At 56.7% G+C, this 23,160-nt stretch carries 23 protein-coding genes and 1 pseudogene; 13 read left to right on the top strand and 11 right to left on the bottom strand.

The window, feature by feature from the left end; genetic code table 11:
* Nucleotides 1-8: 8 nt before the first annotated feature.
* Both ACZ1HN_RS11655 and ACZ1HN_RS11650 read right to left on the bottom strand, forming a co-directional pair.
* Nucleotides 9-296: a hypothetical protein gene (locus tag ACZ1HN_RS11655; RefSeq protein ID WP_472729383.1), complete on the bottom strand. Its 288-nt coding sequence runs from the start codon at nt 294-296 to the stop codon at nt 9-11.
* A 245-nt stretch (nt 297-541) separates the two neighbouring features.
* The gene (locus tag ACZ1HN_RS11650; protein ID WP_472727617.1) at nt 542-2,407 is read right to left on the bottom strand and encodes a thiamine pyrophosphate-binding protein; all 1,866 of its coding nucleotides are present in this window, start codon (nt 2,405-2,407) and stop codon (nt 542-544) included.
* Nucleotides 2,408-2,487: 80 nt separating this feature from the next.
* Between ACZ1HN_RS11650 and ACZ1HN_RS11645 the strand changes: the two genes are divergently transcribed.
* The gene (locus ACZ1HN_RS11645) at nt 2,488-3,090 is read left to right on the top strand and encodes a helix-turn-helix domain-containing protein (RefSeq protein WP_472727616.1); all 603 of its coding nucleotides are present in this window, start codon (nt 2,488-2,490) and stop codon (nt 3,088-3,090) included.
* Between the two features lie 315 nt (nt 3,091-3,405).
* Here the strand turns inward: ACZ1HN_RS11645 and ACZ1HN_RS11640 are convergent, their stop codons facing one another.
* Entirely contained in the window at nt 3,406-3,906 is a 501-nt protein-coding gene (locus ACZ1HN_RS11640; RefSeq protein ID WP_472727615.1) for a GNAT family N-acetyltransferase, read from the bottom strand.
* Nucleotides 3,907-3,995: 89 nt separating this feature from the next.
* Here ACZ1HN_RS11640 and ACZ1HN_RS11635 point away from each other — a divergent pair, with 89 nt between their 5' ends.
* Nucleotides 3,996-4,958, top strand: coding sequence for a LysR family transcriptional regulator (locus ACZ1HN_RS11635; protein WP_472727614.1), 963 nt, complete (start codon nt 3,996-3,998; stop codon nt 4,956-4,958).
* On the opposite strand, the gene ACZ1HN_RS11630 is transcribed toward ACZ1HN_RS11635, so the two are convergent.
* Together ACZ1HN_RS11630 and ACZ1HN_RS11625 are read right to left on the bottom strand one after the other, a co-directional pair.
* Nucleotides 4,955-6,070, bottom strand: coding sequence for a class II histone deacetylase (locus ACZ1HN_RS11630; protein WP_472727613.1), 1,116 nt, complete (start codon nt 6,068-6,070; stop codon nt 4,955-4,957). The genes ACZ1HN_RS11635 and ACZ1HN_RS11630 overlap by 4 nt on opposite strands.
* A 1-nt stretch (nt 6,071) precedes the next feature.
* A complete protein-coding gene (locus ACZ1HN_RS11625; protein ID WP_472727612.1) occupies nt 6,072-7,277 on the bottom strand; it encodes a pyridoxal-phosphate-dependent aminotransferase family protein in 1,206 nt (401 codons plus the stop codon).
* Nucleotides 7,278-7,597: 320 nt separating this feature from the next.
* Between ACZ1HN_RS11625 and hpaH the strand changes: the two genes are divergently transcribed.
* From hpaH to ACZ1HN_RS11600, 5 genes are all read left to right on the top strand, one after another.
* Entirely contained in the window at nt 7,598-8,413 is an 816-nt protein-coding gene (gene hpaH, locus ACZ1HN_RS11620) for a 2-oxo-hept-4-ene-1,7-dioate hydratase (protein ID WP_472727611.1), read from the top strand.
* Nucleotides 8,413-9,195 carry an aldolase/citrate lyase family protein gene (locus ACZ1HN_RS11615; protein ID WP_472727610.1) on the top strand — a complete coding sequence of 261 codons (783 nt, stop codon included), beginning with the start codon at nt 8,413-8,415 and terminating at the stop codon, nt 9,193-9,195. The genes hpaH and ACZ1HN_RS11615 overlap by 1 nt, the downstream gene beginning before the upstream one ends.
* Nucleotides 9,196-9,563: 368 nt before the next feature.
* Entirely contained in the window at nt 9,564-9,860 is a 297-nt protein-coding gene (locus tag ACZ1HN_RS11610) for a nuclear transport factor 2 family protein (RefSeq protein WP_472727609.1), read from the top strand.
* 47 nt (nt 9,861-9,907) lie between these two features.
* On the top strand, nt 9,908-10,375 hold the full coding sequence (locus ACZ1HN_RS11605) for a nuclear transport factor 2 family protein (RefSeq protein WP_472727608.1): 468 nt from the start codon (nt 9,908-9,910) through the stop codon (nt 10,373-10,375).
* A 141-nt stretch (nt 10,376-10,516) separates the two neighbouring features.
* Nucleotides 10,517-11,005, top strand: coding sequence for a YHS domain-containing (seleno)protein (locus ACZ1HN_RS11600; RefSeq protein ID WP_472727607.1), 489 nt, complete (start codon nt 10,517-10,519; stop codon nt 11,003-11,005).
* Nucleotides 11,006-11,193: 188 nt separating this feature from the next.
* Here ACZ1HN_RS11600 and ACZ1HN_RS11595 read toward each other — a convergent pair whose 3' ends face one another.
* From ACZ1HN_RS11595 to ACZ1HN_RS11585, 3 genes and pseudogenes are all read right to left on the bottom strand, one after another.
* The gene (locus ACZ1HN_RS11595; protein WP_472729311.1) at nt 11,194-11,532 is read right to left on the bottom strand and encodes a molybdopterin cofactor-binding domain-containing protein; all 339 of its coding nucleotides are present in this window, start codon (nt 11,530-11,532) and stop codon (nt 11,194-11,196) included.
* Between the two features lie 333 nt (nt 11,533-11,865).
* Nucleotides 11,866-13,250, bottom strand: a pseudogene (locus tag ACZ1HN_RS11590) (xanthine dehydrogenase family protein molybdopterin-binding subunit); the annotation flags it as partial.
* A 252-nt stretch (nt 13,251-13,502) separates the two neighbouring features.
* Complete coding sequence (locus ACZ1HN_RS11585) at nt 13,503-13,955, bottom strand: (2Fe-2S)-binding protein (RefSeq protein WP_472727606.1); 453 nt, start codon at nt 13,953-13,955, stop codon at nt 13,503-13,505.
* Between the two features lie 323 nt (nt 13,956-14,278).
* Here ACZ1HN_RS11585 and ACZ1HN_RS11580 point away from each other — a divergent pair, with 323 nt between their 5' ends.
* From ACZ1HN_RS11580 to ACZ1HN_RS11570, 3 genes are all read left to right on the top strand, one after another.
* Complete coding sequence (locus ACZ1HN_RS11580) at nt 14,279-15,274, top strand: MBL fold metallo-hydrolase (RefSeq protein ID WP_472727605.1); 996 nt, start codon at nt 14,279-14,281, stop codon at nt 15,272-15,274.
* Nucleotides 15,275-15,341: 67 nt separating this feature from the next.
* Nucleotides 15,342-16,292 carry a quinone oxidoreductase family protein gene (locus ACZ1HN_RS11575; RefSeq protein WP_472727604.1) on the top strand — a complete coding sequence of 317 codons (951 nt, stop codon included), beginning with the start codon at nt 15,342-15,344 and terminating at the stop codon, nt 16,290-16,292.
* 91 nt (nt 16,293-16,383) lie between these two features.
* A complete protein-coding gene (locus ACZ1HN_RS11570) occupies nt 16,384-16,941 on the top strand; it encodes a TetR/AcrR family transcriptional regulator (protein ID WP_472727603.1) in 558 nt (185 codons plus the stop codon).
* Nucleotides 16,942-17,119: 178 nt separating this feature from the next.
* On the opposite strand, the gene ACZ1HN_RS11565 is transcribed toward ACZ1HN_RS11570, so the two are convergent.
* The 3 genes from ACZ1HN_RS11565 to ACZ1HN_RS11555 all read right to left on the bottom strand — a co-directional run bounded on the left by ACZ1HN_RS11565 (nt 17,120) and on the right by ACZ1HN_RS11555 (nt 18,896).
* The gene (locus tag ACZ1HN_RS11565; RefSeq protein WP_472727602.1) at nt 17,120-17,740 is read right to left on the bottom strand and encodes a carboxymuconolactone decarboxylase family protein; all 621 of its coding nucleotides are present in this window, start codon (nt 17,738-17,740) and stop codon (nt 17,120-17,122) included.
* Between the two features lie 127 nt (nt 17,741-17,867).
* Nucleotides 17,868-18,287: a nuclear transport factor 2 family protein gene (locus ACZ1HN_RS11560; protein ID WP_472727601.1), complete on the bottom strand. Its 420-nt coding sequence runs from the start codon at nt 18,285-18,287 to the stop codon at nt 17,868-17,870.
* A gap of 75 nt (nt 18,288-18,362) precedes the next feature.
* On the bottom strand, nt 18,363-18,896 hold the full coding sequence (locus ACZ1HN_RS11555; RefSeq protein ID WP_472727600.1) for a TetR/AcrR family transcriptional regulator: 534 nt from the start codon (nt 18,894-18,896) through the stop codon (nt 18,363-18,365).
* A 547-nt stretch (nt 18,897-19,443) separates the two neighbouring features.
* Here ACZ1HN_RS11555 and ACZ1HN_RS11550 point away from each other — a divergent pair.
* The 3 genes from ACZ1HN_RS11550 to ACZ1HN_RS11540 all read left to right on the top strand — a co-directional run bounded on the left by ACZ1HN_RS11550 (nt 19,444) and on the right by ACZ1HN_RS11540 (nt 23,131).
* Nucleotides 19,444-19,638 (top strand): hypothetical protein, encoded by a 195-nt coding sequence (locus tag ACZ1HN_RS11550; protein WP_472727599.1) that lies wholly within the window; start codon nt 19,444-19,446, stop codon nt 19,636-19,638.
* Nucleotides 19,639-20,501: 863 nt separating this feature from the next.
* Nucleotides 20,502-21,446: a DUF4123 domain-containing protein gene (locus ACZ1HN_RS11545; RefSeq protein ID WP_472727598.1), complete on the top strand. Its 945-nt coding sequence runs from the start codon at nt 20,502-20,504 to the stop codon at nt 21,444-21,446.
* Nucleotides 21,443-23,131, top strand: coding sequence for a hypothetical protein (locus ACZ1HN_RS11540; protein ID WP_472727597.1), 1,689 nt, complete (start codon nt 21,443-21,445; stop codon nt 23,129-23,131). Before ACZ1HN_RS11545 ends, ACZ1HN_RS11540 begins: the two co-directional genes overlap by 4 nt.
* Nucleotides 23,132-23,160: the final 29 nt, after the last annotated feature.

The raw sequence follows: 23,160 nt of genomic DNA, 5'->3' as shown, positions 1-23,160 counted from the left end.
AGACCCCGTCAGCTCGGATACTTCAAAGCCGAGATACCCCCCAGCAGATAAAGCGAGCCGTGCGCAAGGTTCACGTTGCGCATCAGGCCGAAGATCAACGTAAAGCCCGAGGCCACCAGGAAATACAAAGCGCCCAATGTAATGCCGCCAAAGATAGCGTTCAGAAAAACGCGCTTGCGGCCCATAACTTCGACCATTTCTTCGGACCAGGTCGCAAAGATCAGCCACAGGAACACCGCCGCGACAAGCGCGATAATGATCGACCAGATGGGATGGCGCTGTAAAAACCCCTGCATACGACCCTGCTTGTCCCCCGTACATGTGGTGGCACGACGGTTTAGCGTAACGCTCAATCCGCGTAGGGCAGATACCCGAGCGTCTGATCCTTGTGCTTCGCGTTGCAAAAAACGCTTGGGCTTTGGAGGCGGAGGACGGGGGCGGTTTGCAATTATGGGGATACTTTGCATGAACGGCGGCTTTGAGCCCATCTCGACCGTTTCAGCACCATGCACCAATGGCCGCTTTCAGTCAGAGCTTTTGATCAGCCATAGATCGCAAGCGGCGGTTTTATAAGAGCAACTGATGTGTCAGCTCCCAAATGCTGCTGAGCCGCCCGTCCGACCGTGTAATCTTGCCTGATTTCAACGGCGGCGTCATTGGAGGGCGGAAAGTCCCACCATCCAGCGCCTTCCGCACCGGCCAGTGCCGGATCGCGCGTGATCGGGACTTCGATGAGAGCAGGTCCTTGCAAGGCAATGGCCCGCAAGATTGCGGGTTCGATGTCTTGCAGCGTTGCCACGCGTACTGCCGTGTCGATCTGAAAGGACCGGGCAAGGGCAACGAAGTCGGGAGAATAGTCGGCGGCGCTCGCATCGCGGTGCTGGAACTCCGATGCTACGTTTCGCTGGAAAATCGCGTTCTGACCATCGCGGATCGAGATGAAGCCGGAGTTGTTCAGAACTAGAACGATGATAGGCATTCCCAGCATCGCGCACGTGGCCAGCTCATGCGCGGACATCAGAAAATCTCCGTCTCCAACGATGGCCACAACTGGCGTGCCGGGTCTCACGATAGCAGATGCCATCGCTGCCGGAACAGCGAAGCCCATTGTCGAGTATCCACCAGAGGTCACGTGGGTGTGCGGTTCGAGACACTGAAAGCCTTGCCTGACGGCTGCCTGACAATGGCCGGAGCCCACGGTAACGACCGCTTCTGGCGGCAGAGCGCGTTGCAACCTGCTGAAGACGGCCAGCATCGATGCAGGCACGCCAGACGCATCGCGTCGCGGTGCCAAGGTGGCGTCCCACGCCTTCTTTCGGGTTGCAATATCGTCGAGCCAGGACGCGCGCGTCCTCCATGCGGCGGCGCTGTTCGCTTTGGTTACGCCCGCCTGCAAGTCGAGCAGGGTTTGCTTCACGTCCGCGACGATACCAACTTCGACCGGATAGCTCCGTCCGATGTTCTGCGGGTCGATATCAACATGGATCAGTTTGCTTTCGGGGATCGAGAACGTGACGCCCTTGCGGAAGGAAGACGATGACCAGTCGGAGAACCGACACCCCAGAGCCAGCACGACATCGGCCTTTGCCGCAATCTCATTGGCGGCCTTCGAGCCGCCTACGCCTATCGGCCCCACATTGAGGGGATGATCGTCCACCAGAGCGCCCTTGCCGTTCCACGTATGCACAGCCGGGAGACAGGCCAGCTCAAGAAACTCCCGCAGGTGCGACGTGGCTTCGGCCGTTAGAACGCCCCCACCCAAGACAACGCATGGCCGTTCCGCTGACCTCAACAGTTTCAGAGCAGCTTCCAGCGCATCCGTATCCGGCCTTGGCGCGCCCGTCGGCATTCTCTGCGTGAGATCGCTCACGTCGATATCCGTGGATGCGACCTGAACGTCCATCGGAACGTCGATGCTCACAGGCCCAGGTCGTCCCGTCAGCATGGCGTTGAAGCTGCGATGAAGGATGGACGCCGTGGCATCGGGCGCGTGAATTTCAAATGCGGCCTTCGTGACCGGTTCGGCGAGGCGAGGAAAATCCGGCGCGAACTTTCGGTCCAGCGATTGCATGACACCGTGGCCGCGCATGTGGGTCGCGACAGCACCGGTAAGTGCGAGGCAGGCGCTGGAGTCCGAGTACGCAGTGGCAAGCGCCATCAGCGTATTCGCCGCACCCGGCCCGACAGAACCTGTTACCGCACCGGGCTTCCCGGTGAGCCGAAAGCAGGCATCGGCCATGTGTGCTGCCGACTGCTCGTGCATCACCTGGACGAACCGAGGCGCGGCTTCTGTCTGATGGAAGGCGTCCGTCAGCGCCCAGTTCCCATGCCCTGGTATGCCTGCAACGAACGGCACATCGTAGGTTTTCAACGCTTTTGCGATGACTTGGCTTACGGTTCTTGGCATAATTCGCTCACATCATTTTCATTTCATCAAAAAAGTGGCACAAAATTTTTGATGAAACAAGCACAGGTAAGCCAATCTCGATGATAGACCCTACAGAAAGCGATGAACAACCCAGGCCACGAGAAACGGCGACGATCCTTGGCGCGCGTCTCCGCGAGTTGAGGAAGGCGAAGGCCATGACACTCCAGACCCTCGCCAACAAAGCTGGTCTGTCCGTTGGTTTTCTGAGTCAGTTGGAGCGGGACCAGGCATCGCCTTCCGTGCGTGCGCTGAACGCCATTGCATCGGCGCTTGATGTCAGCATCCACTGGTTTTTTCCCGATCCCGAGACCGAGCAGGACCCCGATGCAGACATCATAGTCCGCTCCGGACGGCGGCGCGCCATCCGGTTTGATACAGGTATTAAGGATGAGTTGTTGTGCCCGAGCCTGTCAGGCCAGCTCGAAATGCTGCTCTGCACCCTTCAGCCTGGTGCCACATCCGGCGACGATCTATACAGCCACAACGGGGAAGAAGCTGGCTTTGTCGCCAGTGGCGTTCTCGAACTGACCATCGACAATAAGGTGTATGTTCTGGATGTCGGCGACAGCTTTCACTTTGAATCCGACCGTCCCCACCGATACCGAAACCCCTCTGATGCGATCACTACCGTGGTCTGGGCGGTGACACCTCCGCACTACTGAGCTGGTCTTGAAACACACACCTTGCCCAAAAATTGCTGGGTTTTGACAGGTTATGCAGTGCGGCTAAGGTCCGCAGAGAGCCCAATCTACCAAGTGCTGCAGCTTGCACGAACGTCAGTAAGCACTGATGAAAGCCGACATTGAGTTTGCTGAGGCTCATCTATTCCAGACGTTCGCGCAGTAACACGCAGGTCGTGCCGCAGCTTGTCGAAAGAAGCATTCGTTGCAGACGCACTGATAGAGGTGGATGCATGACCGGTCAGGATTTGCGCATGCATGGCTTGCGTGACGCTTCCTATCTGGCACACTGGGCCACTACAAACCCATAATCTGCATCGAAACAGTCTTTCCACTGTCCAAGATACGCGTTCCTAACTTCTTGAAACCCGTTTTTTCGTGGAAATTCAATGACCCGACATTTGGAGGTTCCAGATCCATTTCTGCGGCCATGACAGTGCAACCCGTCGATTTTGCAGCGTCCGCTAAATGAGAGTAAAGCATCCCGCCGATCCCGTGTCCGCGGCCTCCTTCGGAAATCACGATACGGTCAATATAGACAAACCTGCCAAGCCGTTGCCCAAACCAGTCGAAGTTTCCATTGTCGTAAGCAGCGCCTTTTTTCATGGCCAGTACGAAGCCAACGACTTCACCCTCTTTTTCAGCCACGACGCAATAGTCGGACAGCTCGAACAGATGATAAAACCGTGCGTCATCCATAGGGCTTGTCACCGCAACGACGTCCTCGTTCAGCGCAACAATCCTGGCGGCATCAGCAAGTGTCGCGTCGCGTAGGCGGATCATTTCAGGATACCTCATCAAGTTCGTTCGCACATCCAAACATACTGCGGGAAATCTATAAAATATAAAAATTGACAATCTAAAGACGTGGGATGTATTTCCCAGCGATGCGACTAACGTACCGCCAGGTGCAATATCTCAGAGAACTCGCGCGTCATGACAGCATCGCTGCGGCCTGCAAGGTTCTGGCCATTTCGCAGTCGTCGGTGTTGGCCGCGATTGACGTCGCCGAGGATGTTACCGGTACGCAGCTGTTTACCCGCCGTAAGGGTCATGGCATCGCGCTGACGCCTGCCGGTCGAACCTTTTTGATCTCCGCACATCGGTTTTTGGCATCGGGTGAAGAATTCTCGCGCGCGCTTGAACAGTTTTCCGAAACATCAGGTGCCGCGCTCCGCATCGGGTGTTTTGTACCGTTCGGCGCGTTGCTGATCCCCCCTGTGATCAAGCGCTACACAGAACAGTTCGGACCGTGCGAATTCACGCTGCTGGAAGGGGATCAGACAGAATTGCGCGCGTGGCTAGCCTCGGGCGACGTCGATCTGATCGTAACCTACGACATCGGCCAGGAGTTCGGCAGCAGCACCACAGCGATTTGCAAATTTCCGACCCACGCGTTGGTCAGGGCGGACAGCAACATTGCCAAGATGCCAGCCGTTTCCCTCAAGACACTTGCGGAGCATCCGTTGATCCTGCTCGACCTGCCGGAGACGCGGGTCTACCTCTTGGGGTTGTTCGATACAGTGGTAAACCGCCCGAGAATTGGGCTGCGGACGCAGTCGTATGAGACAGTCAGGTCTGCGGTGTCGAACGGGTTAGGTGTGTCGATCCTCAACATCAAACCAACTTCTGAGACGATCCCTGACAACGAAAATCTCGCACGTGTTCCGCTGCTGGAGAACCTGAGGCAACCGACATTGCTTGTTGCGGACCCTTACGGCGCGCAAAAGCCTGCCAGCGTGAGCGCCTTCATCTCGGTCCTGCATAGCTACGTGGAGGAAATTGGTCCCGAACAGTTCGCGGTGGTCCGCTCGGACGACGTAGACGACCTGATGTACCCGGCGCCTTAGAGTAACACGCCCTGGGTCTTGAGTTCGCTCTCGAGGCGGTCAATCACCTGACCATGGAACACATCTGTATAGGCATCGGGTTGCTGCCCCGTGATCCGGGCCTGCAAAGGGTCTTCGGCGCGTATGGTTGAGCCTGACATCTCTTCCAACATCGCGTGGCCACAGAAGGGAACGTAAAGCTCGGAATAGCCGCCCTCGTGTGCTACGACCAACCGCCCGTTCGTGATGTCCATCACTTGCCGGGTCATCAGGCGATAAGTCTTGGGCGAGCACATCATCCGCGCCAAGGGATCAAACCCCGAGGCATCAAACCCACAGGCAATGATCAAAAGGTCTGCATCGAACGCCTTCAGTTTCGGGATCACGAGCCGTTCCATCACCTCAAGGTACGCCTTGTGCCCACATCCGGGCGGCAGTGGGATGTTCATGTTCAGGCCCGCGCCTGCACCGGTGCCGGACACGTCCGTGCCGCCGGTGTCATGGGGGTAACATCTGTCTTGATGGATCGAGATCGTCAGCACGTCGTCCCGATCCAGAAAGATCGCTTCGGTCCCGTTGCCGTGGTGCACATCCCAGTCGAGCACCGCAAATCTCTTGCCCAACCCTTGAGCGCGGGCGGCCTCGATGGCAATGGCGATATTGGCCAACAGGCAAAACCCGTTCGGGAAATCCGGCAGGCAGTGATGCCCCGGTGGACGCGACAGGGCATAGGCATTTCGGGCCTGACCTGTCTGCACACGCTTGATGGCCTCCGTGACCAACCCCGCCGAAAGTGCTGCAATCTCGAACGCGCCTGAACCGAACGGGGTCCGCAAACCAAGCTCACCGCCGCCCGTATCCGACATCTCCTTGAAAGCATCAAGGTAACTTTGCGGGTGAACGCGCAACAGATCTTCCATGGACGCAGGTGCTGCGCTGCCCATGTCCAACTCATTCGACAGGCCCGTCACATCCATCAGGTTCTTCAACCTGCGCTTGGTTTCCGGGGCCTCCGGCAAACCGCCCGACACCATCGGCTGGACCAATCCGCCAACGGGGGACAGCAGCGCGTAGTTTCCGCCGTAGTGCCAGAAACACTTTTCATCCCAAAGAAATGCGGTCTTGTCGCTCATCTTACGTCCTCGTTTGGTTTGCGTGGGCGGACAGAACCTGTGCGGCGGCCGCAAGCGCCCCGCTGCCATGGGGTATGTCTTGGGCAAGCATGGCCGTCTCAATCGCGCCAAGCACGCCCATCACCATGTGAATATTCAGGTGGCCCATGTGGCCAATCCTGAAATGGTCTTCCAATTCTTCGGGCGAAAAACCCAGCGAGTTACCCAATGTTACGCCAGCCTCGTTCTGACACCACATGCGGATCTTTTGAGCGAGCCCGGGGGCAGTGTTGATCGTTGTTACACCGGTCGCACGGCGGGTCGGATCAGCAATATTCAGTCGCAACGCACCCGCTTGTCCCCATGCGTCACAGGCGGCCCAAACGGCCTTGGCAATTGTGGTGTGACGGGCCCAAACGGCGGGCATCCCTTCTTCGTGGACCATCATGTTGAGCGTTTCGCGCAAGGCAAACATAAGGTGACCCGGAGGGCTGCCGGACCAGCGCGGATAAAAGGATTTCGACTTGGCCCGGTTCGTCCAGTCCCAATATTGGCCCGGATGTGCGCCTGCCCGTGCTGCGTCTGCCTTGTCATTGAAGAACACAAAAGCCAGGCCAATGGGGTTCATCATCCCCTTCTGCCCAGCAGAAACCATGACATCCACGCCAAGCGCGTCCATCTCAAACCGGTCACACCCAAGCGAGGCGATGCAATCGACCATGAACAGGGCATCATGCCCGGCCGCATCAATCGCGCGTCGCAGGGCGGCGACGTCATTGCGGACGGACGAGGACGTCTCGGACTGCACGGTAAGCACAGCCTTTATTTCGCCGTTTGAGTCTGCGCGCAAAACGTCTTCCAACCGCATGGGGTCCGCATACTCAGCCATGCTGTATTCGATAAACTCGACCCGCACGCCAAGCGTTTCTGCAACCGTCCCCCATTTGTGCGAGAAAAAGCCATTGCTGAGCACGACGATCTTGTCGCCTGAATTTAGCGTATTGCGCAGCGCCGCCTCCCATGCGCCGTGGCCATTGGCGAGGTAGATCGCGGCAAAGGCGTCCGTTCCCGCAACATGTTTCAGGTCGTCCAGCAAGCCATCGGTCATTTCGACCAACGCGCCGTCATAAATGCTGGCGGATGGGCGGTGCATTGCATTCAAAACACGGTCGGGAATGACCGAAGGCCCCGGGATGGCCAAGATGGATCTGCCCTGGTTGAGCGACATGTCAGGAGATCCTTCTTGTTTCGGCGATAACACATTGCCCGACGGCGTCTTGAGAAGACCAAATCATTTTGTCAAAAGTCTATAAAATATAAAATTTGAACGAGCATAGCCTCGCAATGTACTTAGGCGCAGTCAGCGCGCCTCCTGCACATTCCATGCATATCATTTGCCAATTTTTATATTTTATAGCATTTTAGATTTATGTTCATCTGCATGGAAACGGGTGAGAACCTTGCCGGTCGACGGGGTCGCGGGATGACGCACAGAGCCGTTGCAACCCGAAGCCTCATCCAAAGTCACTATCACGCCAAGGAAGCCGCATGGTCCTGAATGACACGCAGATCAAAGACCTTGCTGCTGCCTATGACGCGGCTGAAACAACCCGCACTCTCACCCGCGCGCCATCCTGCTTGCATCCGGATTTTTCGATGTCTGATGCGTACAAAGTGCAGTCTGCATGGGTCAATTTGCGGTTGGCAAAGGGTGAAAAGATCATCGGCCACAAGATCGGCCTGACCAGTCGCGCCATGCAATTGGCGGTCGGTATAGACACGCCGGACTATGGCGTGCTGACCGATGCGATGGTCATTGATGACGGGGCGGTCATCGCTGCCGATCACTTTATCATGCCACGCTTTGAGGTGGAGCTTGGGTTCAAATTGAAATCCGACTTGGCAGGCCCTGATGTCACGATCTTTGATGTGTTGAACGCGACGAATTGGGTCATCCCCGCAATCGAAGTCATTGATTGCCGCTCGGCTCTTGTCGACCCGGAGACAGGCAAGCCATTGAATGTGAGGGACTCTATCGCGGACAACGCCGCCAACGGTGGCATCATCTGGGGTGGTGTGCCGATGCGTCCCGACGACTTCGACCTGCGTCTGGTGCCCGGCATCCTCTACAAGAACGGCAAGATCGAAGAGACGGGCGTATCTGCCGGAGTTCTGGGCCATCCCGCGAACGGTCTGGTCTGGCTCACACGCGAGTTGCACAAGGTCGGCGCATCGCTCAACGCCGGTGAATTCGTTCTGGGCGGCAGTTTTACCCGACCCGTGGCGGGCAAACCCGGCGACAGCATTCAATGCGACTTTGGGTCGATGGGCCAGGTGTCGTGTTCTATTGCGGGGGCCAACTGATGCCTGCCCCTACGAACCTGTTCAAGAAAAAGCTGCTGGAGGGCACCCGCCAAATGGGATGCTGGGTGGGCCTTGCCAATGCCTATGCGACCGAGATCGCGGGCACCGCCGGGTTTGACTGGTTGTTGATTGATGGAGAGCACGCGCCAAACGACCTGCGCTCGATCTCGGATCAGGTTGCCGTCTTGCAGGCCAGCAACAGCGAGGTCGTGGTGCGCCTGCCCAAAGGCGACACTGATCTGATCAAGCAAGTGCTGGATGCAGGCGTGCAAAGCCTGCTGATCCCCATGGTCGAAAGCGCCGAACAGGCGCGCGACCTGGTTCGGGCATTGCGTTACCCACCGCACGGCATACGGGGTGTGGGCTACGCGCTTGCGCGCGCCTCGCAATTCGCTGCAATCCCGGACTATCTTCCAACTGCGGACAAAGAGATTTGTCTGCTGGTGCAGGTCGAAAGCAAGGCCGGGCTCGAAGCTTTGGGTGACATTCTGGACGTCGAGGGGGTTGACGGCGTGTTCATTGGCCCAGCGGATTTGTCCGTCGATTTGGGCTTTGCGCCGACAGCGGATGCGCCTGAGATCCGGGCCATCGTCCTTGAGGCGATCGACCAGATTGCAGCCAGTGGCAAGGCGCCGGGCATTCTGACACTCGATCAAGACTTCATCGCTGAATGCCTCGCACATAGAGCGACGTTTGTTGCAGTGGGGATCGATGTGCTTGTCCTGGCCGGTGGACTGCGGGACATGGCGAAAGCCGCGCACGCCACGGCTGAAAAGGTATAAGCCCAGGCGCTGCACCCACTTTCGACCTCATCTCATAAAGGTCGGTTGTTCCAGACATCTTCTTGGCCACATGTCGCGTGTCATATGGCATTGAACTTTGCGCGGTCGCGCCTCGACTGACCACATCAAGAGATATGTGTCATATCTCAGGCGCTTGCAGGCCTGGAATTTGGCACGGCTGCAAGCTGGTGCGGTGCAAGATCCAGCCAGATCGCCAAAGCCCCTGAACATCGCGCAGGAAGACAGTCTCCCGAGTACAGCCAAACACCTGCCGTTGAACTTTCTGTGAGGATCCATCATTCACTCTTTCGTCTTTATATACCGATATATAGATAGATATCAAACTTCACACCAGAGAGAACAAATACATGCTTGCATCACAAACCAGACCCGAAACATCGACCAACAGCGCTATTCGCGCTGACATTTCCATCATTGAGTACCTCCTTGCTCAGTCCGCCGGGGCGTCCGCGCCGTCCAATCAGCCCTGCCAAGACCGGAACCACCATGTGTCTTCGATTGACCTGGTCGGGGACGCCGCTGCGGCCCTTGTGGAATTCACCGATTGCACCGGCTCTTCGTTCACAGATCTCTATGTGCTGCAAAAGCATGACCAGACCTGGATGATTGAAAGTAAGGCATGGGATTCCCACGCGTTCAGCTGACGCAGTCACATCGCACAACCCACCCACCTCTCATGAAAGGAACCCAAATGCTCAAGACAACACTCAAGAGCACGGCACTCGCACTCGGCTTGCTCTCCGCACCGCTTCATGCAGCCCATGCGTCTGAAGATGGCAAAACCATTGAGCAGCAGAGCTTTAGCGAATACACTGCGATCGAAAAGGCGCTGCAGCCTTACATCGTTTCCGCGCGCACCGGCGACGGCGAACTGACACGCACCGCATTTTATGACCACGCACATATCGTGGGGTCGATCGGCGGCACGGTGTACAATCTGGACGCCGATACATTTGCCGGTGCGGTTGCCGATGGAGGCCGGTCAGAGAACGTTCGCCACCACATCGCATGGATCAACGTCTCGGGCCCCGCAGCCGCCGCTCGTGTCGAGTTCATAGATTGGGGCGGCAACCGTTTTACGGACTTCTTCATCCTCTACAAAGAGGAAGGCGAATGGAAGATCAGCGGCAAAGTCTACGACTCCCACACAAACAACTGAACAGTCTGGGCTGCGTCGAGTTGGGAACCGATCGGTAACGTTTCTTTGACGAGATACGCAGCTCATATCCTTCATTTATCTACCTATAAGTAGATATATATGTTGCACCACTCACTCCCCAACCTCTAAAAGGACAAACCAATGAAAAACTTCGCAACATCCGGCATCGTCGCTCTGTCAATACTGGGCGCTTCTTTTGCCATGACGCCTGCCTTTGCCGCAGATGAATTCAATGTGGCCCCTGGCATGACCTACGCGGGCGCACCGCTTGGCCTGCATGGCGTGGATCCCGTTGCCCTGCTGAACGGCACACAGGTCAATGGCAACCCGCAGTACTTTGCCGCACATGACGGCGTGGCATACTACTTCGACAGCGAGGAAAACAAAGCTGCTTTTGAGGCCAACCCAGCCCAGTACATGCCGCAAAACGGTGGCTTCTGCACGTTCGGCGTGGCCTTCGCCAAAAAGCTCGACGGCAACCCGGAATACTCCGCCGTTGTTGACGGCAAGCTGTACGTGTTCCTGAACGGTGACGTTCTGAACAAGTTCATGGAAGACAAAGCTGGCATCATCACTAAGGCCGATGAAAACTGGGCCAACATTCGCAGCACTGCCGCAACCGACCTGTAAGCCTGCAAAAAAACGAAGAAAGGGGGAGCCTGCGAAAGGCTCCCCCCCTTTTGTGTTCAGCCCTAGGGTTTTGGCACTGTGACGACGGGCAGACTAAGCGCGGCCTTTTCTATCTTCCCCCTGACACTCCCCCAACGACTTCAGCAAAAAGCCCCACTGCAGAGCAAACTGCAGCGGGGCTGATTGATTTAGGCGTCGATGCCCAACGGCAACCTGCGCCGCCGCTCGCCCGTCGCCGCAAAGAGCGCGTTGGCAATGGCCGGTGGCACCGGTGGCATGCCCGGCTCTCCTACACCGGTTGCATGCACCGAGAACGGGTGCTTGGCGATATGCGTCACAACCTTGCGGGGGAAGTTATCGGCGCGCACCACGTCGTAGTCGTAGAAGTTTTCCTGCACCACCGCACCGTCCTCAAAGGTGATGCCGGAATGTAGCGCCGTGGTCATGCCCATTACGGCCGCGCCCTGCATCTGGCTTTCAATGCGTTCGGGGTTGGCGGCAAAACCGCAGTCGATGGCCATGTGCATCTCGGGAATGGTAATCGTGCCGTCCACGATTTTCAGATGCACAGCGCATGCGACATACGACACAAAGCTGCGGTGCACGGCCAGGCCAATCCCTTCGCCTGGCGGCAGCTCTTTGCCATAGCCAATGCCCTCAGCAGCCCGCTTCAGCGTGTCTGCCATCCGGCCTGTGTCAATCGGGAACTCGTCCCAGGACTCGCCATAGTTCCAAAAATTCTCAGGAAAGGCAGCTTCAGCATAGTCCAGTTTGCGCGGCGTTCCCAAAAGCTCCAGCCATATGGTCAGCTGGTCTTTGCCCAGTTCATAGGCCAGCTCTCCAACGAACGAGCCAATCGCCCAGGCGTGCGGCAGGTTCGACACGGCCCGGAACCAGCCGATCCGCGTGTGGGCCAGGGCCTTGCCGTTCTCGGCCCGGATGTTCGGGATATCAAACGGCAGGTCGGTCAGGCCCATGCCCTGCTCAATGGGCAGGACGTTCCCTTCATCCGGCGCGAAGGTCGACAGGATCGACGGTTGCACGGCCCGGTGGTGCCACCCCGTGACTTTGCCAGCATCGTCCAATGCCACCTCGATCTTTTGGGCCGAGATAGTGTGATAGAACGAGTGCTTCACATCGTCTTCCCGCGTCCATTGCACCCGCACCGGTGTTCCGGTCTCGCGTGACAAAAGGGCAGCCTCGGTAACGAAATCGCCTTTGGACTTTCGACCAAACCCGCCCCCAGAAGCGTCACATTCATCGTGACCTGTTCCGGGTCCAACCCAAGGGTCGCGGCGGTATCGGTGCGCGCCGTATAGGGGCTTTGCACAGGAGCCCAAAGTTCGAGCGTGCCGTCCTCTTTGTAGTGCGCAACAGCGGCAGGTGGTTCCATCGGGATGTGGGCGATGTGATCCTGCGTATAGGTCCGGGAGAAGGTGCGGGCGGCATTGGCGAGCGCGCCGTCAATATCGCCTTTGTCCCGCGCAATTGTGCCCGGCTGATCCGCCGTTTGGGCCAGCTCTTGCAGATAGCTTTCGGAGTTGTAGCTGCCGTGCGCGCCTGCTTCCCATTCGATCTGCAACATGTCCCGGCCTTGCATCGCCGCCCAGGTGTTGTCAGCAACAACCGCAATCCCGCCAAGTGGCGCGAATTTTTGAGCCAGCCCGCCATAAGGGATTTCATGCACAGAGTGCATACCCGGCACCGCCAAGGCATCCGTCGCATCAAAAGAGACGGCACGCCCGCCAACAACCGGCGGCCGCGCGATCACCGCAACTTTCATACCTTCGATTTGGACATCCGCGCCATAGACGGCAGTGCCCATCGTAATGTCGCGCAGATCGGTGATACCGACCTTGCCTTTACCGATGTAACGGAACTGATCCTCAGTCTTGTACGCGATCTCTCCATGCGTCGGGACAGGCTGCGCCATGGCCGCCTCGGCCAGGTCACCAAAGCCCAGCGTTGTGCCATCGGGATGGATCGCAACGTGGTTTTCAACGCGGACTTGCGCGGCATCCACACCCCATTTCTCGGCTGCAGCGCGCGCCATCATAGTGCGCACCGATCCGCCAATTTTACGGGCGGCCTGAATGTGGTGACGCAGCGACCGGGACCCGTCAGTATCTTGATTGCCATATTTGGGCTCATCGCCTGGGGCCTGAACGATCTTCACGCGGTCCCAATCTGCCTCCATTTCATCAGCCATAACCATGGGCAGGGAGGTGCGGCTGCCCGTCCCCATCTCTGAACGGTGCGCGACCAATGTCACCGCCCCGTCCGTGTCGATCGAGACAAAGATCATCGGATCATCCACGAGGCCGTGCGGCATATCCGTTCCGCCAACCGCATAGGTATCGAACGCATGGCTCGGCTTGGTCCAGGCCGCCAACACCAATGCACCTGTCACACCCATGAATCCACGACGCGACATCTTGCCAACGCTGACCTGCGCGGGGGCTGTGGGTGACTTTTGTTCCAGATATTTAAGCATCGTTCAGGTCCTTGTACTTGCCAGACGTACAGCGTCAACGATCCGCCCATAGGCCCCACATCGGCACACATTGCCGGACATGTTTTCCATGATCTCTTCATCCGTCGGGTTTGGGTTTTCCTTGAGGAACGACGACGCCTGCATGATCTGGCCCGCTTGGCAAAACCCGCATTGCGGCACGTTCAACTCACGCCAGGCTTCCTGAACGGGATGGTCGCCCTTGGGATCAAGTCCTTCGATGGTGGTAACTTGCAGGCCCTCGACGTCCGCCAATGAAACTTGGCAAGACCGCTCGGCTACGCCGTCTACATGAACAGTACAGGCGCCACAAAGTCCGGCACCACAACCAAACTTGGTGCCCTGCAAACCGGCGAGGTCACGGATGGCCCACAGAAGTGGCATGTCTGGATCACCGCTTATTTCATGCAGCGCTCCGTTAAGTGTCAGTGTTGTCATATTCTTCTCCAGTGAAACCGGCGTGGCGGCCTGTTTGGCATGTAAACGCCAGTAGATTGGCGCTGATGGAATCGTTCTGTGGCTGTCTTCGGATCAATTAAATGTGCGCCGGAGGCATGAACTTATTATATCTATATATAGATAGTCATTGCGATCCAAATAAACAACCCACGCAAGGCGGAACGCGCAGGTTTTCGCGCAGCAAATGCGTCCCCAAACGAAGGCCAAACAAAAGTTATGCAATCATCTTGAATTCAAGACGACCGGTCACTTTCTACAAGAGGCGAAGCACTCGTAACGACATCTGAGCTGAAGGATCACCAATGTCTGACACCACTCTCATCAAACCGAACCGCCGCCTGTTTCTGTCCGGTGCAGCAGGCGCTGCACTCGGAGGTGCGGCCCTCACGTCTGTGACCATGCCCGCATATGCAAAAACCCCATTGGTAGGCGCACAGGTCACGCAAGCTTACCGCCGCAAACTCGGCAAATACGAAATCACCGTGCTGTCGGACGGCTACGTGGATTTGCCCCACCAGGTTTGGGCCAATGTCAGCCCAGAAGACGCGGACGGATATCTGAAAGGCGCGTTCCTGCCCAAAGGTTCGATCCGCAACGGGGTCAATGCCTACCTGATCAACACCGGCGAAAAACTGATCCTCGTGGACAGTGGTGCGCGCGACCTGTTTGGCCCGAACCTTGGCCTATTCCCGAACAACCTCGCCGATGTCGGCGTAAGCCCGGAAGACATCGACAAAATCCTAATCACCCACGTTCACCCCGACCACGTTGGCGGACTCTACACAGCCGACGGCCAAGTCACGATCCCCAATGCCGAAGTGGTCGTAGATGAAACAGATTTGAACTTCTGGACAAGCATATCAGAGCAAGCCAAGTCCATCGACTTCTCCAAACCTTGGTTCGACGTCGCACGCGCGTGGCAGGGCGCATATGATGGGCGCATTTCCACGTTCAAAGGTGAAACCGATCTTGGCGATGGCATCTCGTCCTTCCCACTGCCGGGTCACACACCCGGCCACACCGGTTTCCGCGTGGAAAGCGACGGCGAAGTGCTACTGATCGTCGGCGACGTTGTCATCAGCTCGACCATTCAGTTCGCAGACCCAGATGCATCCAACATCTGGGAAACCAACTCGGACGACTCCAAGAAATCGCGTCGCGCGATCTTTGACGTGGCTGCACGGGATCGCACTTTGATCACCGCAACGCATCTGCCCTTCCCATCTTTCGGTTATGTCGACCGGACGGCGGACGGCGGTTACCGCTGGGTGCCCGAAGACTGGCGCTACGCCTCCTAAGCAAAACGTGCGCTGACAGCAGTCTGTCAGCGCACTCTCCCCTCCCCAAAAACAATGGATCCCTCCAATGCGTGCGATTGTCGCTGAAACCTTCGGTGGACCCGAGGTTCTTGAACTCAAAGATATTCCAAAACCCATGCCAGGCCCAGGCGAAGTCCTCGTCAACGTTGTGGCAACGTCCGTCAACCCGCTTGATATCCAGATCAGACGTGGCGACTACGCAGACTATGTTCCGATGCCTTTCAAGGTGGGGGTCGATGTCTCTGGAACAGTCGAAGCCGTCGGTGAAGGTGTTGAAAGTTTCGCGATTGGTGACGAGGTTTTCTACAGTACACGCGTTCTGTCCAACGAGGGCGGTTACGCCGAATACCATGTCGAACAGGCGCATTTGATCGCGAAAAAACCAACTGATCTGTCCTTTGTCGATGCAGCAGCACTGCCAATTGCAGCCAGCACAGCCTGGGTATGTCTGATCGAGCGGGGGCGGCTTCAACCCGGTGACCGCGTTCTGGTCCACGGCGGGTCCGGCGGTGTGGGTCTCTTCGCCATTCAGATCGCGCGCCTCACCGGGACCGAAGTCGTGACGACCACCCGCAAAGACGCCCAAGCCCTTGTCAAGGAACTCGGAGCGGACCAAACGGTTGATTACCGTGACGCCGATGCATGGGACCAACTCGCGGCTCGCTCCAACGGCGGATATGATGTCATCGTCGATCTGGTGGGCGGCGATACCGTAGAAAAATCGCTCGGTCTTCTGGCGGACGGTGGCCGTGTCGTCAGTATTGTGGATCAGGAAAATCCTCAAAGCCTCTATGCAGGCTGGGATTTCAATGCAGAAATCCACCTTGTGTTTCTGACGCCAAGCGCGGACCGCTTGGCCCGTTTGGGTGCCTTGGTGACGCGCGGGCTGATCAAACCTGTGATCGAACGCACTCTTCCGTTGGAAGGCGCCGCCGAGGCGCACCGCTTGATCGAGGCTGGCGGCCGCACCGGTAAAATTGTACTCACCACGTCCTGACGGTAACACGTATTGCTAAACGTGCGGGCAGACCCAAATCTGTCCGCACATTCCCATACCCAAAACGGGTCCACAGAAACGGTCGCAAGACATGCCCAAACCAAGCCACAAAGGTAAACTTCTCCAGTCTGCATTAGCCGAATTCCATGAATTCGGTTTCCACGCGACCGGCGTCCAAAGCATTGTAGACCGCGCAGGCGTGCCCAAGGGGTCATTCTACAACCATTTCAAAAGCAAGGACGCGCTGGGACTCGAGGTTCTGGATGTCTATTGGGCTGAAAACCAGGCGGCACATGAACTGCTTGCAGACCGCACTCGACCGGCATTGGACCGAATTGACCGTCACCTTGCCGCTTTTGGTGAGAGCGAATTTGGCTGCCTCGTGGGAAACTTCTCTCTCGAAATGGCAAATTCCGAAGTGTTCCGCGACAAGCTGAACGGCTTTTATGTCGGCTGGCTGGTCGGTCTGGCGAGCTGCATCAAAGAAGGTCAAAGTGACGGCAGCATTCGAAGCAACGAAAGCGCCGAACGTCTGGCCGAATTCATAATCTCGGGTTTGGAAGGCGCAATACTTGTACGCAAAATCAACCTCAAAGACACATCTTTAAAAGCGTTTCGTGCCTCAATCCAAAAATTCCTGAGCGCTTAGGCAGACTCATTCGAAAACCTGTTCATCAGGTGCCTGATGACATCTATCCCAAGGCATTCCATTGGCGACGTGTGGGACTGCGTCAAAAGCTGATGCAGCGTATGATCTTAAGACCCCACCAAAAAGTGGCCCAAGCCAAAGCTCAGACCACCTTCTTTCGGCAAGCAAGGTATGGACACTACGCCCAGTTTGCAGAAGCCTCACCCAACTCTTTGGCCGACACTGTCGCCTCTACATCCGGCTGAGTGTTCGCCGGCGCCCAAGCTTTCGGTTGAAACGGCGGATCGAGAGGCGTCTCTGAGATATGGTTGGTGTAGTTGGACAGGGTTTTCAAACCTGTGCCCAGGATCACATCCAGAATGTTCGCTTGCGTGTAACCTGCTGCGAGAAACGCACTAACGTCTTCTTGAGTGACATGGCCACGTGCTTCGTTGATGCGTGCAGTAAACACATGCAACGCTTGCAGCTTCGGATTCGCGATGTCTGTCCCGTCCCGGAGTGCGGCAACAACTTCCGCGGGAATGTTCTGCATTTGCGAAATCGTCGAGTGGGCGGCCATGCAATAGGTGCAACCATTCAGACGGTTGTTGGTCATCAGAACGATCTGCCGCTCTGTCTTTGTGAGGTCCGTCTTTTCGAAGTGGTTGGACAGAACGCCATAGGCTTCGATCATCGCCGGTGAGTTGGCGAACACAGCGGTCAGGTTCGGGATGAAACCATAGGCCTTTTCTGCCTGATCGAGGAATGGTTTGCTGGCTTCTGGCGCGGTATCTCTGGTTTGTACGTTCAAGATGCTCATCGTGTGTCTCCTATGTGAGGCCGCGCGTTCTGAGTTGCCTGCACACGTGGTGCAGGCATCCGGAACAAGAGGCTGCGGGTCGAGGAGGGAAGACGACCTGTCGACCTATGACCGACAGGTCAGTGGTTTAGTTCTTGGCGTGCGAGTCAAAAACCTTACTGCTGATCTTCCATGTGCCGTCTTTTTTGTAGAGCACAAAGAAGTCGGTGTAGCGCATGCCGCTCCAATCAAGGATCTCGACGCGCGCAGCGGCAGCCGGTCCGGAGATGTTGATCCATGCAATGTGGTGCTGGATGTTCTCGGAAGCGCCGCCTTCTGTCACGGCACCGCCGAATGTGTCGGCATCCATTTCAAACGTTTCGCCAGCGATGGAGCCAACGACATAGGCATGATCGTAAAAGGCGCTGCGCGACAGTGCGCCATCACCCAGTTTAGCTGCATCAAGATAGATTTTGATCGCAGCTTTGATCGCGGCATATTCGGCGAAGCTGTGGGCTTCGTCGGCTGCGGTGATCTGTGTCAGGTCTGTTTGTGTTCCGTCGGGCATTGGTCTCTCCAAAGTGGAATTACGTCATGCCATTCATCTATCTATATATAAGTAGATAGCAAGTCCCGATGCGATTTATGCTATCACGAAACCGTCAAGTGACCGGTCAACAACAGACGCATCACCTTCCAACCTCGCCAACAGAAGGGACCCCTCAAGCGTACTTATGTATTGGAGCGCGACAGCCGGTGGGTTTGGATGCCCAAGCGCCGAAAACTGCTTGGCCAACCAATTTTGAAAGCCGCGAAAGTAAAGCGCCAGAGCTTTGCGCACGGCCGGGCTGATGCTTTCGAACTCAGCAGCCATCATCCCGCACATGCATATCTTCTCTTCGCTGATGTACCCTTTGAAATGCGTCACGATGGCATTCAAGCGGTCGGCAGGGTCCCCAACATCTTGATCAAGGCGCTGAAACGCATTCTCTATGTCTTCACGGTGACGGTCGACAAGCGCCAACGCAAGGTCAGCCTTGGTCTTGTAATGGTAGTGGATGCTCGAAGTCTTGATACCGATCTCTGCCGCAAGATCCAGATAGCTGAAACCGTTGAAGCCTTTCGTCTGCGTCAGACTCTCCGCGAGATCGAGAATGCGGGTTTTTGTATCAGTCATTCTACCGTCTTTCTTTAGAACCTTTTGCGCGAGGCACGAATTTCCATGTCGAACGTTGCCGTTTGTGGACGTGTGTCTAGATACCGGAACGCTTCAGGCATCCCTATGTTCGCAAACCAGGTCCCCGGGGTTGGCGGCCCTAGACTGCCATGCATGATACTGTGCGCAGTATAGATGCGAAAAAACACCAACATGTGAACCATACGAATATCCCTGTTTCACCACCACATAACCTCAAGATCTGTTCCAAATCAATCCACCTACCTATGCATATATTTATTAAAAGTAAGTTGGATAGTCTCGTGATCACTGATCACGTCGATGCCTGCGTCATTACTCCGGCTTTGTCGATACGCATGCCGGACACAGACGGGCTGCTTTGGGCGTAGCCAAAGGTCGTCCTGCCCAACGCGTAAAGCTGCGTTACTGCTGCCAAGTATCCGAGGCCGGATTGTTGAACTGATCCCGTCGTATTTCTAGTGCCGTGGCTCTAACTTCTGCCGGCCAGTCATTTTTGCCAACACGCAGCGCAGTTTATCTCAATAGCATGATGGTCGGAGAACTGGCAGGCGCCGGCTTGACCTCGCGGGTCATCTTGCCGCTTGTAGACGGTGATTGGCGGCGCGCACTGTTGATCTGTGCGCTGTCTGCGATCATCATCGCCGCACTGGCCCTATTCGCGAGGAACGAACGCGCACCATCGATGCCGGCCCTTGGAGACCCGATTGGCAAGCGCCCTTGACGTGGGAACTTGGCCTTTGGCTAGCGATTTCTAGGCCAAAGGCTGAGCGATTTATGTTTCGACGAGGTTTTGCGTACTTGCGTTGGTGTTCATGATCACTCCCCGCACCCGCAGTCAGTGACGGTTTTTCGCTCGTGATGTTTTTGACCCAATCGGGAACCGCACAAAGCAGACCTTAGGGTCGGCAGATCCAACAGCAGCTTTGTCCCGCGTAGCGGTCACCAAAGCGCACTAGATGAACGTCCGCTTCCACTGCAATTGAACCAACCATCAGCTCACTTGGCACTACTCTTTACCGCGGGCTTTTGTCTACAGCATGCGCTAATCTGACCTGTTTTTGCTTTTTTTCTCAGCTCGGTGCCACGCGCATGTCTCAAGTGAATTTTGCCGTCCAGGTTGGTGGTACACTCCTCGGCGTATTGCCATCCTCGACCGCAACATCGCTTTGGCCATGCCCATCAGTGGGTCCGTAAGCTGAATCCATCCCGGCAAAGGGACATGCGCCCGGCAAGCTTGCCCGGGCCGACGACAGAGTATATGCAAACGAGTACCATAATTGGGAAGCCTTGGCTGGGCAGGTCACTTCAGGCAATCCAACAGCCCCATTCGCAAGGGTGCTTCAGCGTGCAAGACGATACACACTTTTGGCGTGAAAACGATTGGGACCACGCGACCGACGACCCGGTGCTGTTTAACTCGTTTGACGTCAAGATGTCCGATACCACGCGAAACCTATCTCGGTTTAGGACTGCAGCTTTTCCGCATGGCCACATCGGCGCCGACCACACCCGAGTGTCACAGGCGCCTCAGCTTCTCGCTCGTCACAAACTGGCCGCCATCCCTTTGTGTGAAGGGGGCGGTTGATGGTCGTGGTCCCAGCCGATCATCTGGTCGCTGCTCCGGACATCTTGGAGCTAGCGGGGGCACCGCTTTGGGCAATTATAGATGGCGCGTCCTGTCCAGAGCTGCCGCAGCTGGTTGATGAAAACGGCGGTATCTGTCTTTATCGTGCGTCCACGCCGCAGGATGCACCACACGCGCCCTGGCTGATCCCGGTTCTGCCTGATGCGCCAATGGCCGAAGACTTGGCGGCGCTCGGGAACATCCAGCACTGGGGTATCGTCTTTGCCTCGGATGCGGGCGAGCGGAAGCTACATCGGCATTTCAGGCGGTTCACCATGCTGTGGACCGATGCAAACGAACAGGCTCCAGTGTATTTTCGCTTTTTTGACCCGCGTGTTCTTGGCGATGCAATTCACGCGTTGCCCGTCTCCGACATGGCGCATCTTCTCGCCCCGGTACGGCAGCTTTGGGTCCCGCTGTCACCGCTTTTAGGAGAGTGGACCGGTCTGTCGCCCCTTGTCGAGCCGGAGTTGTTTCGTGGGAAATTCTTTCAACTTGCCCTGCCTGAAAAAGAGAGCCCGGAGCGACCGCGGGCATTCGCGGTGCGGGGTCACGCCTATCGCGAGATGGAACGGTTGCACGGGATACGCAACCGCCGCAAATTGGCCCGTGATCTTGCTCACCGCTTTCCTACCGCCCCTGAACGCGTCGTCATGACATGCGCCGAATTGGCCCCGCAAAAGGCTGCATCCTACGGACTGTTCTCGGTGAAGCATGTCGGCATTTACGCGGATGCGATGATGATCTTCGGACCGCATTTCGACAAGAACGAACCAGAGGCAGCTGCAATCCTTGCACGCCACACTCCGGTTTCATTGACAAAAGCCGAGGCGTTGCGGACTTGGTCCAACGATGCTTGGGCGCGCAAACGTGAACGTAAACACTTGTCCGGAAGCATGGCATGAGCGGAAATGATCCGACACTTGACGATATCGAAACGCTCGTCACCAACCATCCCGAGAAATTCACGAGCCCGTTGCAGACCCGGCGGTCAATCCGGAATGCCCGCTCGCAAGGTGGCATAGTCGAAGAGATCACCGCGCGGAGCCAATATGACGACTACCTGACCAATGGCGGCACCCCCATGGGGGACAATGGTGAACTGCCGGTCAAAGAGCCTCTGGCCAGCGATCAGGAATTTGCCTCCGCATGTGCGCAATGTGCTGCTGCGGGCGGATGTTGCATAAAGAGTATCACTTTTGGGTGTTCCCATGGCGACGCGCGAATGGTGCTGCCCCTGAAGGATGACACAAGAGATCCCGTCCTTGCGGTTGTGTGTGACAAGGAAACCAATCCGACCATCGATGAAGTCAAGATCGACGTCGAACACACGCCCAATGCAACCTGCTGCATGGATGGGCAAGTACCAAGCCTCACACTACGCTCGTCTCCGCCAGTATCCGGCTCCGGCACCAATTTGACGGCAAAGCTGCAATATGACTTTCACGGCGAAAGCATGACCGGCACGGACCTGGAGCTTTTCGTCAAGGTCACCGGCAAATCCTTGTGGTCCGGAGTGAACAGCCTCGGGCGTGACAACCCATTCGAGGTCTGCGCCTGCGGTGGCGGCGATCAGTGGGCCGCGATCGTTCGCACGTATCCCAAATTGTCATGGGAAGCGGCAGATTTCGCCTTCGGTCTGACGGGGATTTACGATAGCAGTTTCAACTTTCAGTCCACCGTCGAATTCGGCGGCAAACTGGAAGGCACCTACGGGGCGTCCAAGTTTGAGATCAAAGCTGGATATGAAAGTGACCCGACGCAGCAGTCAAAATCGGCTGTTCCGTTCTTGGATCGGGCGATGCAGCGCCTGAGACCTATGGTCGCCGATGGCGGGGCCACCCCTGAGAGGTCGATCCGCTCTGAGGTCAAAGCAGAGCACAAGATGCTGATAGCGTCCGCCGATCTTTCGTTGGCAGAAAGGCCCGACGATCACTCGAGGGTAGGCGTGGATGCCAAGATCACGATGGGTTTTCAGCCGCTGATTGGATTGACGGCAAAATTTGAAGTTATCGACATGCTTCTCACTGCATCGCAGGCCTACGGTGCGCCTAAGCCCTTTGTAGATGCTGTCAAAGGGGCACGAGACTGGATGGCACGTAAACCAGATCCGGATGATCTGGTCTATGCGAGCGCGAACGCGATCTGCGATCTTGAGTTCTTTGCAAAGACGTCGCTGGGGCGCGATCTGAATGCGACGCCCGACACTTGGAGCCGCACCGAAGACGTAACGTTGACCAGTTTAATTGACAGGGACAGCTGGGACGTTACAGGGTCTAGCGTCACAGAGGTTGGTGTAAAGGTTGTCGTCAAAATCAACGTTGATGGGCGGGCCTGGATAGTCAAGGCGACCTTTTCAGCAAGCGGAGAGGCGTCTTCGTCGCTCAAGGGAACTCTGAGCGGTCTGACAGAGGTCGAGAAGCAGGCAAATCCGGAGGCAAAACTGAATGTACATGTGGAATGGACAGGTGTTTCAATCCAAGTTCAGGCGGCTATCGAAGGTAGTGTCGCCGGCTTCAGCGCCGGCGCATCGGGCGCCAAGAAAATTCCGATTTTCGAAGCGGTCGATCTCTACAAAAGCGCCCTTTAGCAGTGTTTTTGCCGTTCTTGTATTGTTTC

Source organism: Tateyamaria sp. GN1-10 (assembly GCF_055693845.1).
The sequence above is the reverse complement of the archived record's forward strand: the minus strand, read 5'-3'. Positions and strand labels throughout refer to the sequence as shown.

What these genes read in the sequence shown, in the direction of transcription:
- ACZ1HN_RS11655 (WP_472729383.1), bottom strand. Translation starts at nt 296, where the DNA reads ATGCAGGGGTTTTTACAGCGCCATCCCATCTGGTCGATCATTATCGCG.
- ACZ1HN_RS11650 (WP_472727617.1), bottom strand. Translation starts at nt 2,407, where the DNA reads ATGCCAAGAACCGTAAGCCAAGTCATCGCAAAAGCGTTGAAAACCTAC.
- ACZ1HN_RS11645 (WP_472727616.1), top strand. Translation starts at nt 2,488, where the DNA reads ATGATAGACCCTACAGAAAGCGATGAACAACCCAGGCCACGAGAAACG.
- ACZ1HN_RS11640 (WP_472727615.1), bottom strand. Translation starts at nt 3,906, where the DNA reads ATGAGGTATCCTGAAATGATCCGCCTACGCGACGCGACACTTGCTGAT.
- ACZ1HN_RS11635 (WP_472727614.1), top strand. Translation starts at nt 3,996, where the DNA reads ATGCGACTAACGTACCGCCAGGTGCAATATCTCAGAGAACTCGCGCGT.
- ACZ1HN_RS11630 (WP_472727613.1), bottom strand. Translation starts at nt 6,070, where the DNA reads ATGAGCGACAAGACCGCATTTCTTTGGGATGAAAAGTGTTTCTGGCAC.
- ACZ1HN_RS11625 (WP_472727612.1), bottom strand. Translation starts at nt 7,277, where the DNA reads ATGTCGCTCAACCAGGGCAGATCCATCTTGGCCATCCCGGGGCCTTCG.
- hpaH (WP_472727611.1), top strand. Translation starts at nt 7,598, where the DNA reads ATGGTCCTGAATGACACGCAGATCAAAGACCTTGCTGCTGCCTATGAC.
- ACZ1HN_RS11615 (WP_472727610.1), top strand. Translation starts at nt 8,413, where the DNA reads ATGCCTGCCCCTACGAACCTGTTCAAGAAAAAGCTGCTGGAGGGCACC.
- ACZ1HN_RS11610 (WP_472727609.1), top strand. Translation starts at nt 9,564, where the DNA reads ATGCTTGCATCACAAACCAGACCCGAAACATCGACCAACAGCGCTATT.
- ACZ1HN_RS11605 (WP_472727608.1), top strand. Translation starts at nt 9,908, where the DNA reads ATGCTCAAGACAACACTCAAGAGCACGGCACTCGCACTCGGCTTGCTC.
- ACZ1HN_RS11600 (WP_472727607.1), top strand. Translation starts at nt 10,517, where the DNA reads ATGAAAAACTTCGCAACATCCGGCATCGTCGCTCTGTCAATACTGGGC.
- ACZ1HN_RS11595 (WP_472729311.1), bottom strand. Translation starts at nt 11,532, where the DNA reads ATGCACATGGCCATCGACTGCGGTTTTGCCGCCAACCCCGAACGCATT.
- ACZ1HN_RS11585 (WP_472727606.1), bottom strand. Translation starts at nt 13,955, where the DNA reads ATGACAACACTGACACTTAACGGAGCGCTGCATGAAATAAGCGGTGAT.
- ACZ1HN_RS11580 (WP_472727605.1), top strand. Translation starts at nt 14,279, where the DNA reads ATGTCTGACACCACTCTCATCAAACCGAACCGCCGCCTGTTTCTGTCC.
- ACZ1HN_RS11575 (WP_472727604.1), top strand. Translation starts at nt 15,342, where the DNA reads ATGCGTGCGATTGTCGCTGAAACCTTCGGTGGACCCGAGGTTCTTGAA.
- ACZ1HN_RS11570 (WP_472727603.1), top strand. Translation starts at nt 16,384, where the DNA reads ATGCCCAAACCAAGCCACAAAGGTAAACTTCTCCAGTCTGCATTAGCC.
- ACZ1HN_RS11565 (WP_472727602.1), bottom strand. Translation starts at nt 17,740, where the DNA reads ATGAGCATCTTGAACGTACAAACCAGAGATACCGCGCCAGAAGCCAGC.
- ACZ1HN_RS11560 (WP_472727601.1), bottom strand. Translation starts at nt 18,287, where the DNA reads ATGCCCGACGGAACACAAACAGACCTGACACAGATCACCGCAGCCGAC.
- ACZ1HN_RS11555 (WP_472727600.1), bottom strand. Translation starts at nt 18,896, where the DNA reads ATGACTGATACAAAAACCCGCATTCTCGATCTCGCGGAGAGTCTGACG.
- ACZ1HN_RS11550 (WP_472727599.1), top strand. Translation starts at nt 19,444, where the DNA reads ATGATGGTCGGAGAACTGGCAGGCGCCGGCTTGACCTCGCGGGTCATC.
- ACZ1HN_RS11545 (WP_472727598.1), top strand. Translation starts at nt 20,502, where the DNA reads ATGGTCGTGGTCCCAGCCGATCATCTGGTCGCTGCTCCGGACATCTTG.
- ACZ1HN_RS11540 (WP_472727597.1), top strand. Translation starts at nt 21,443, where the DNA reads ATGAGCGGAAATGATCCGACACTTGACGATATCGAAACGCTCGTCACC.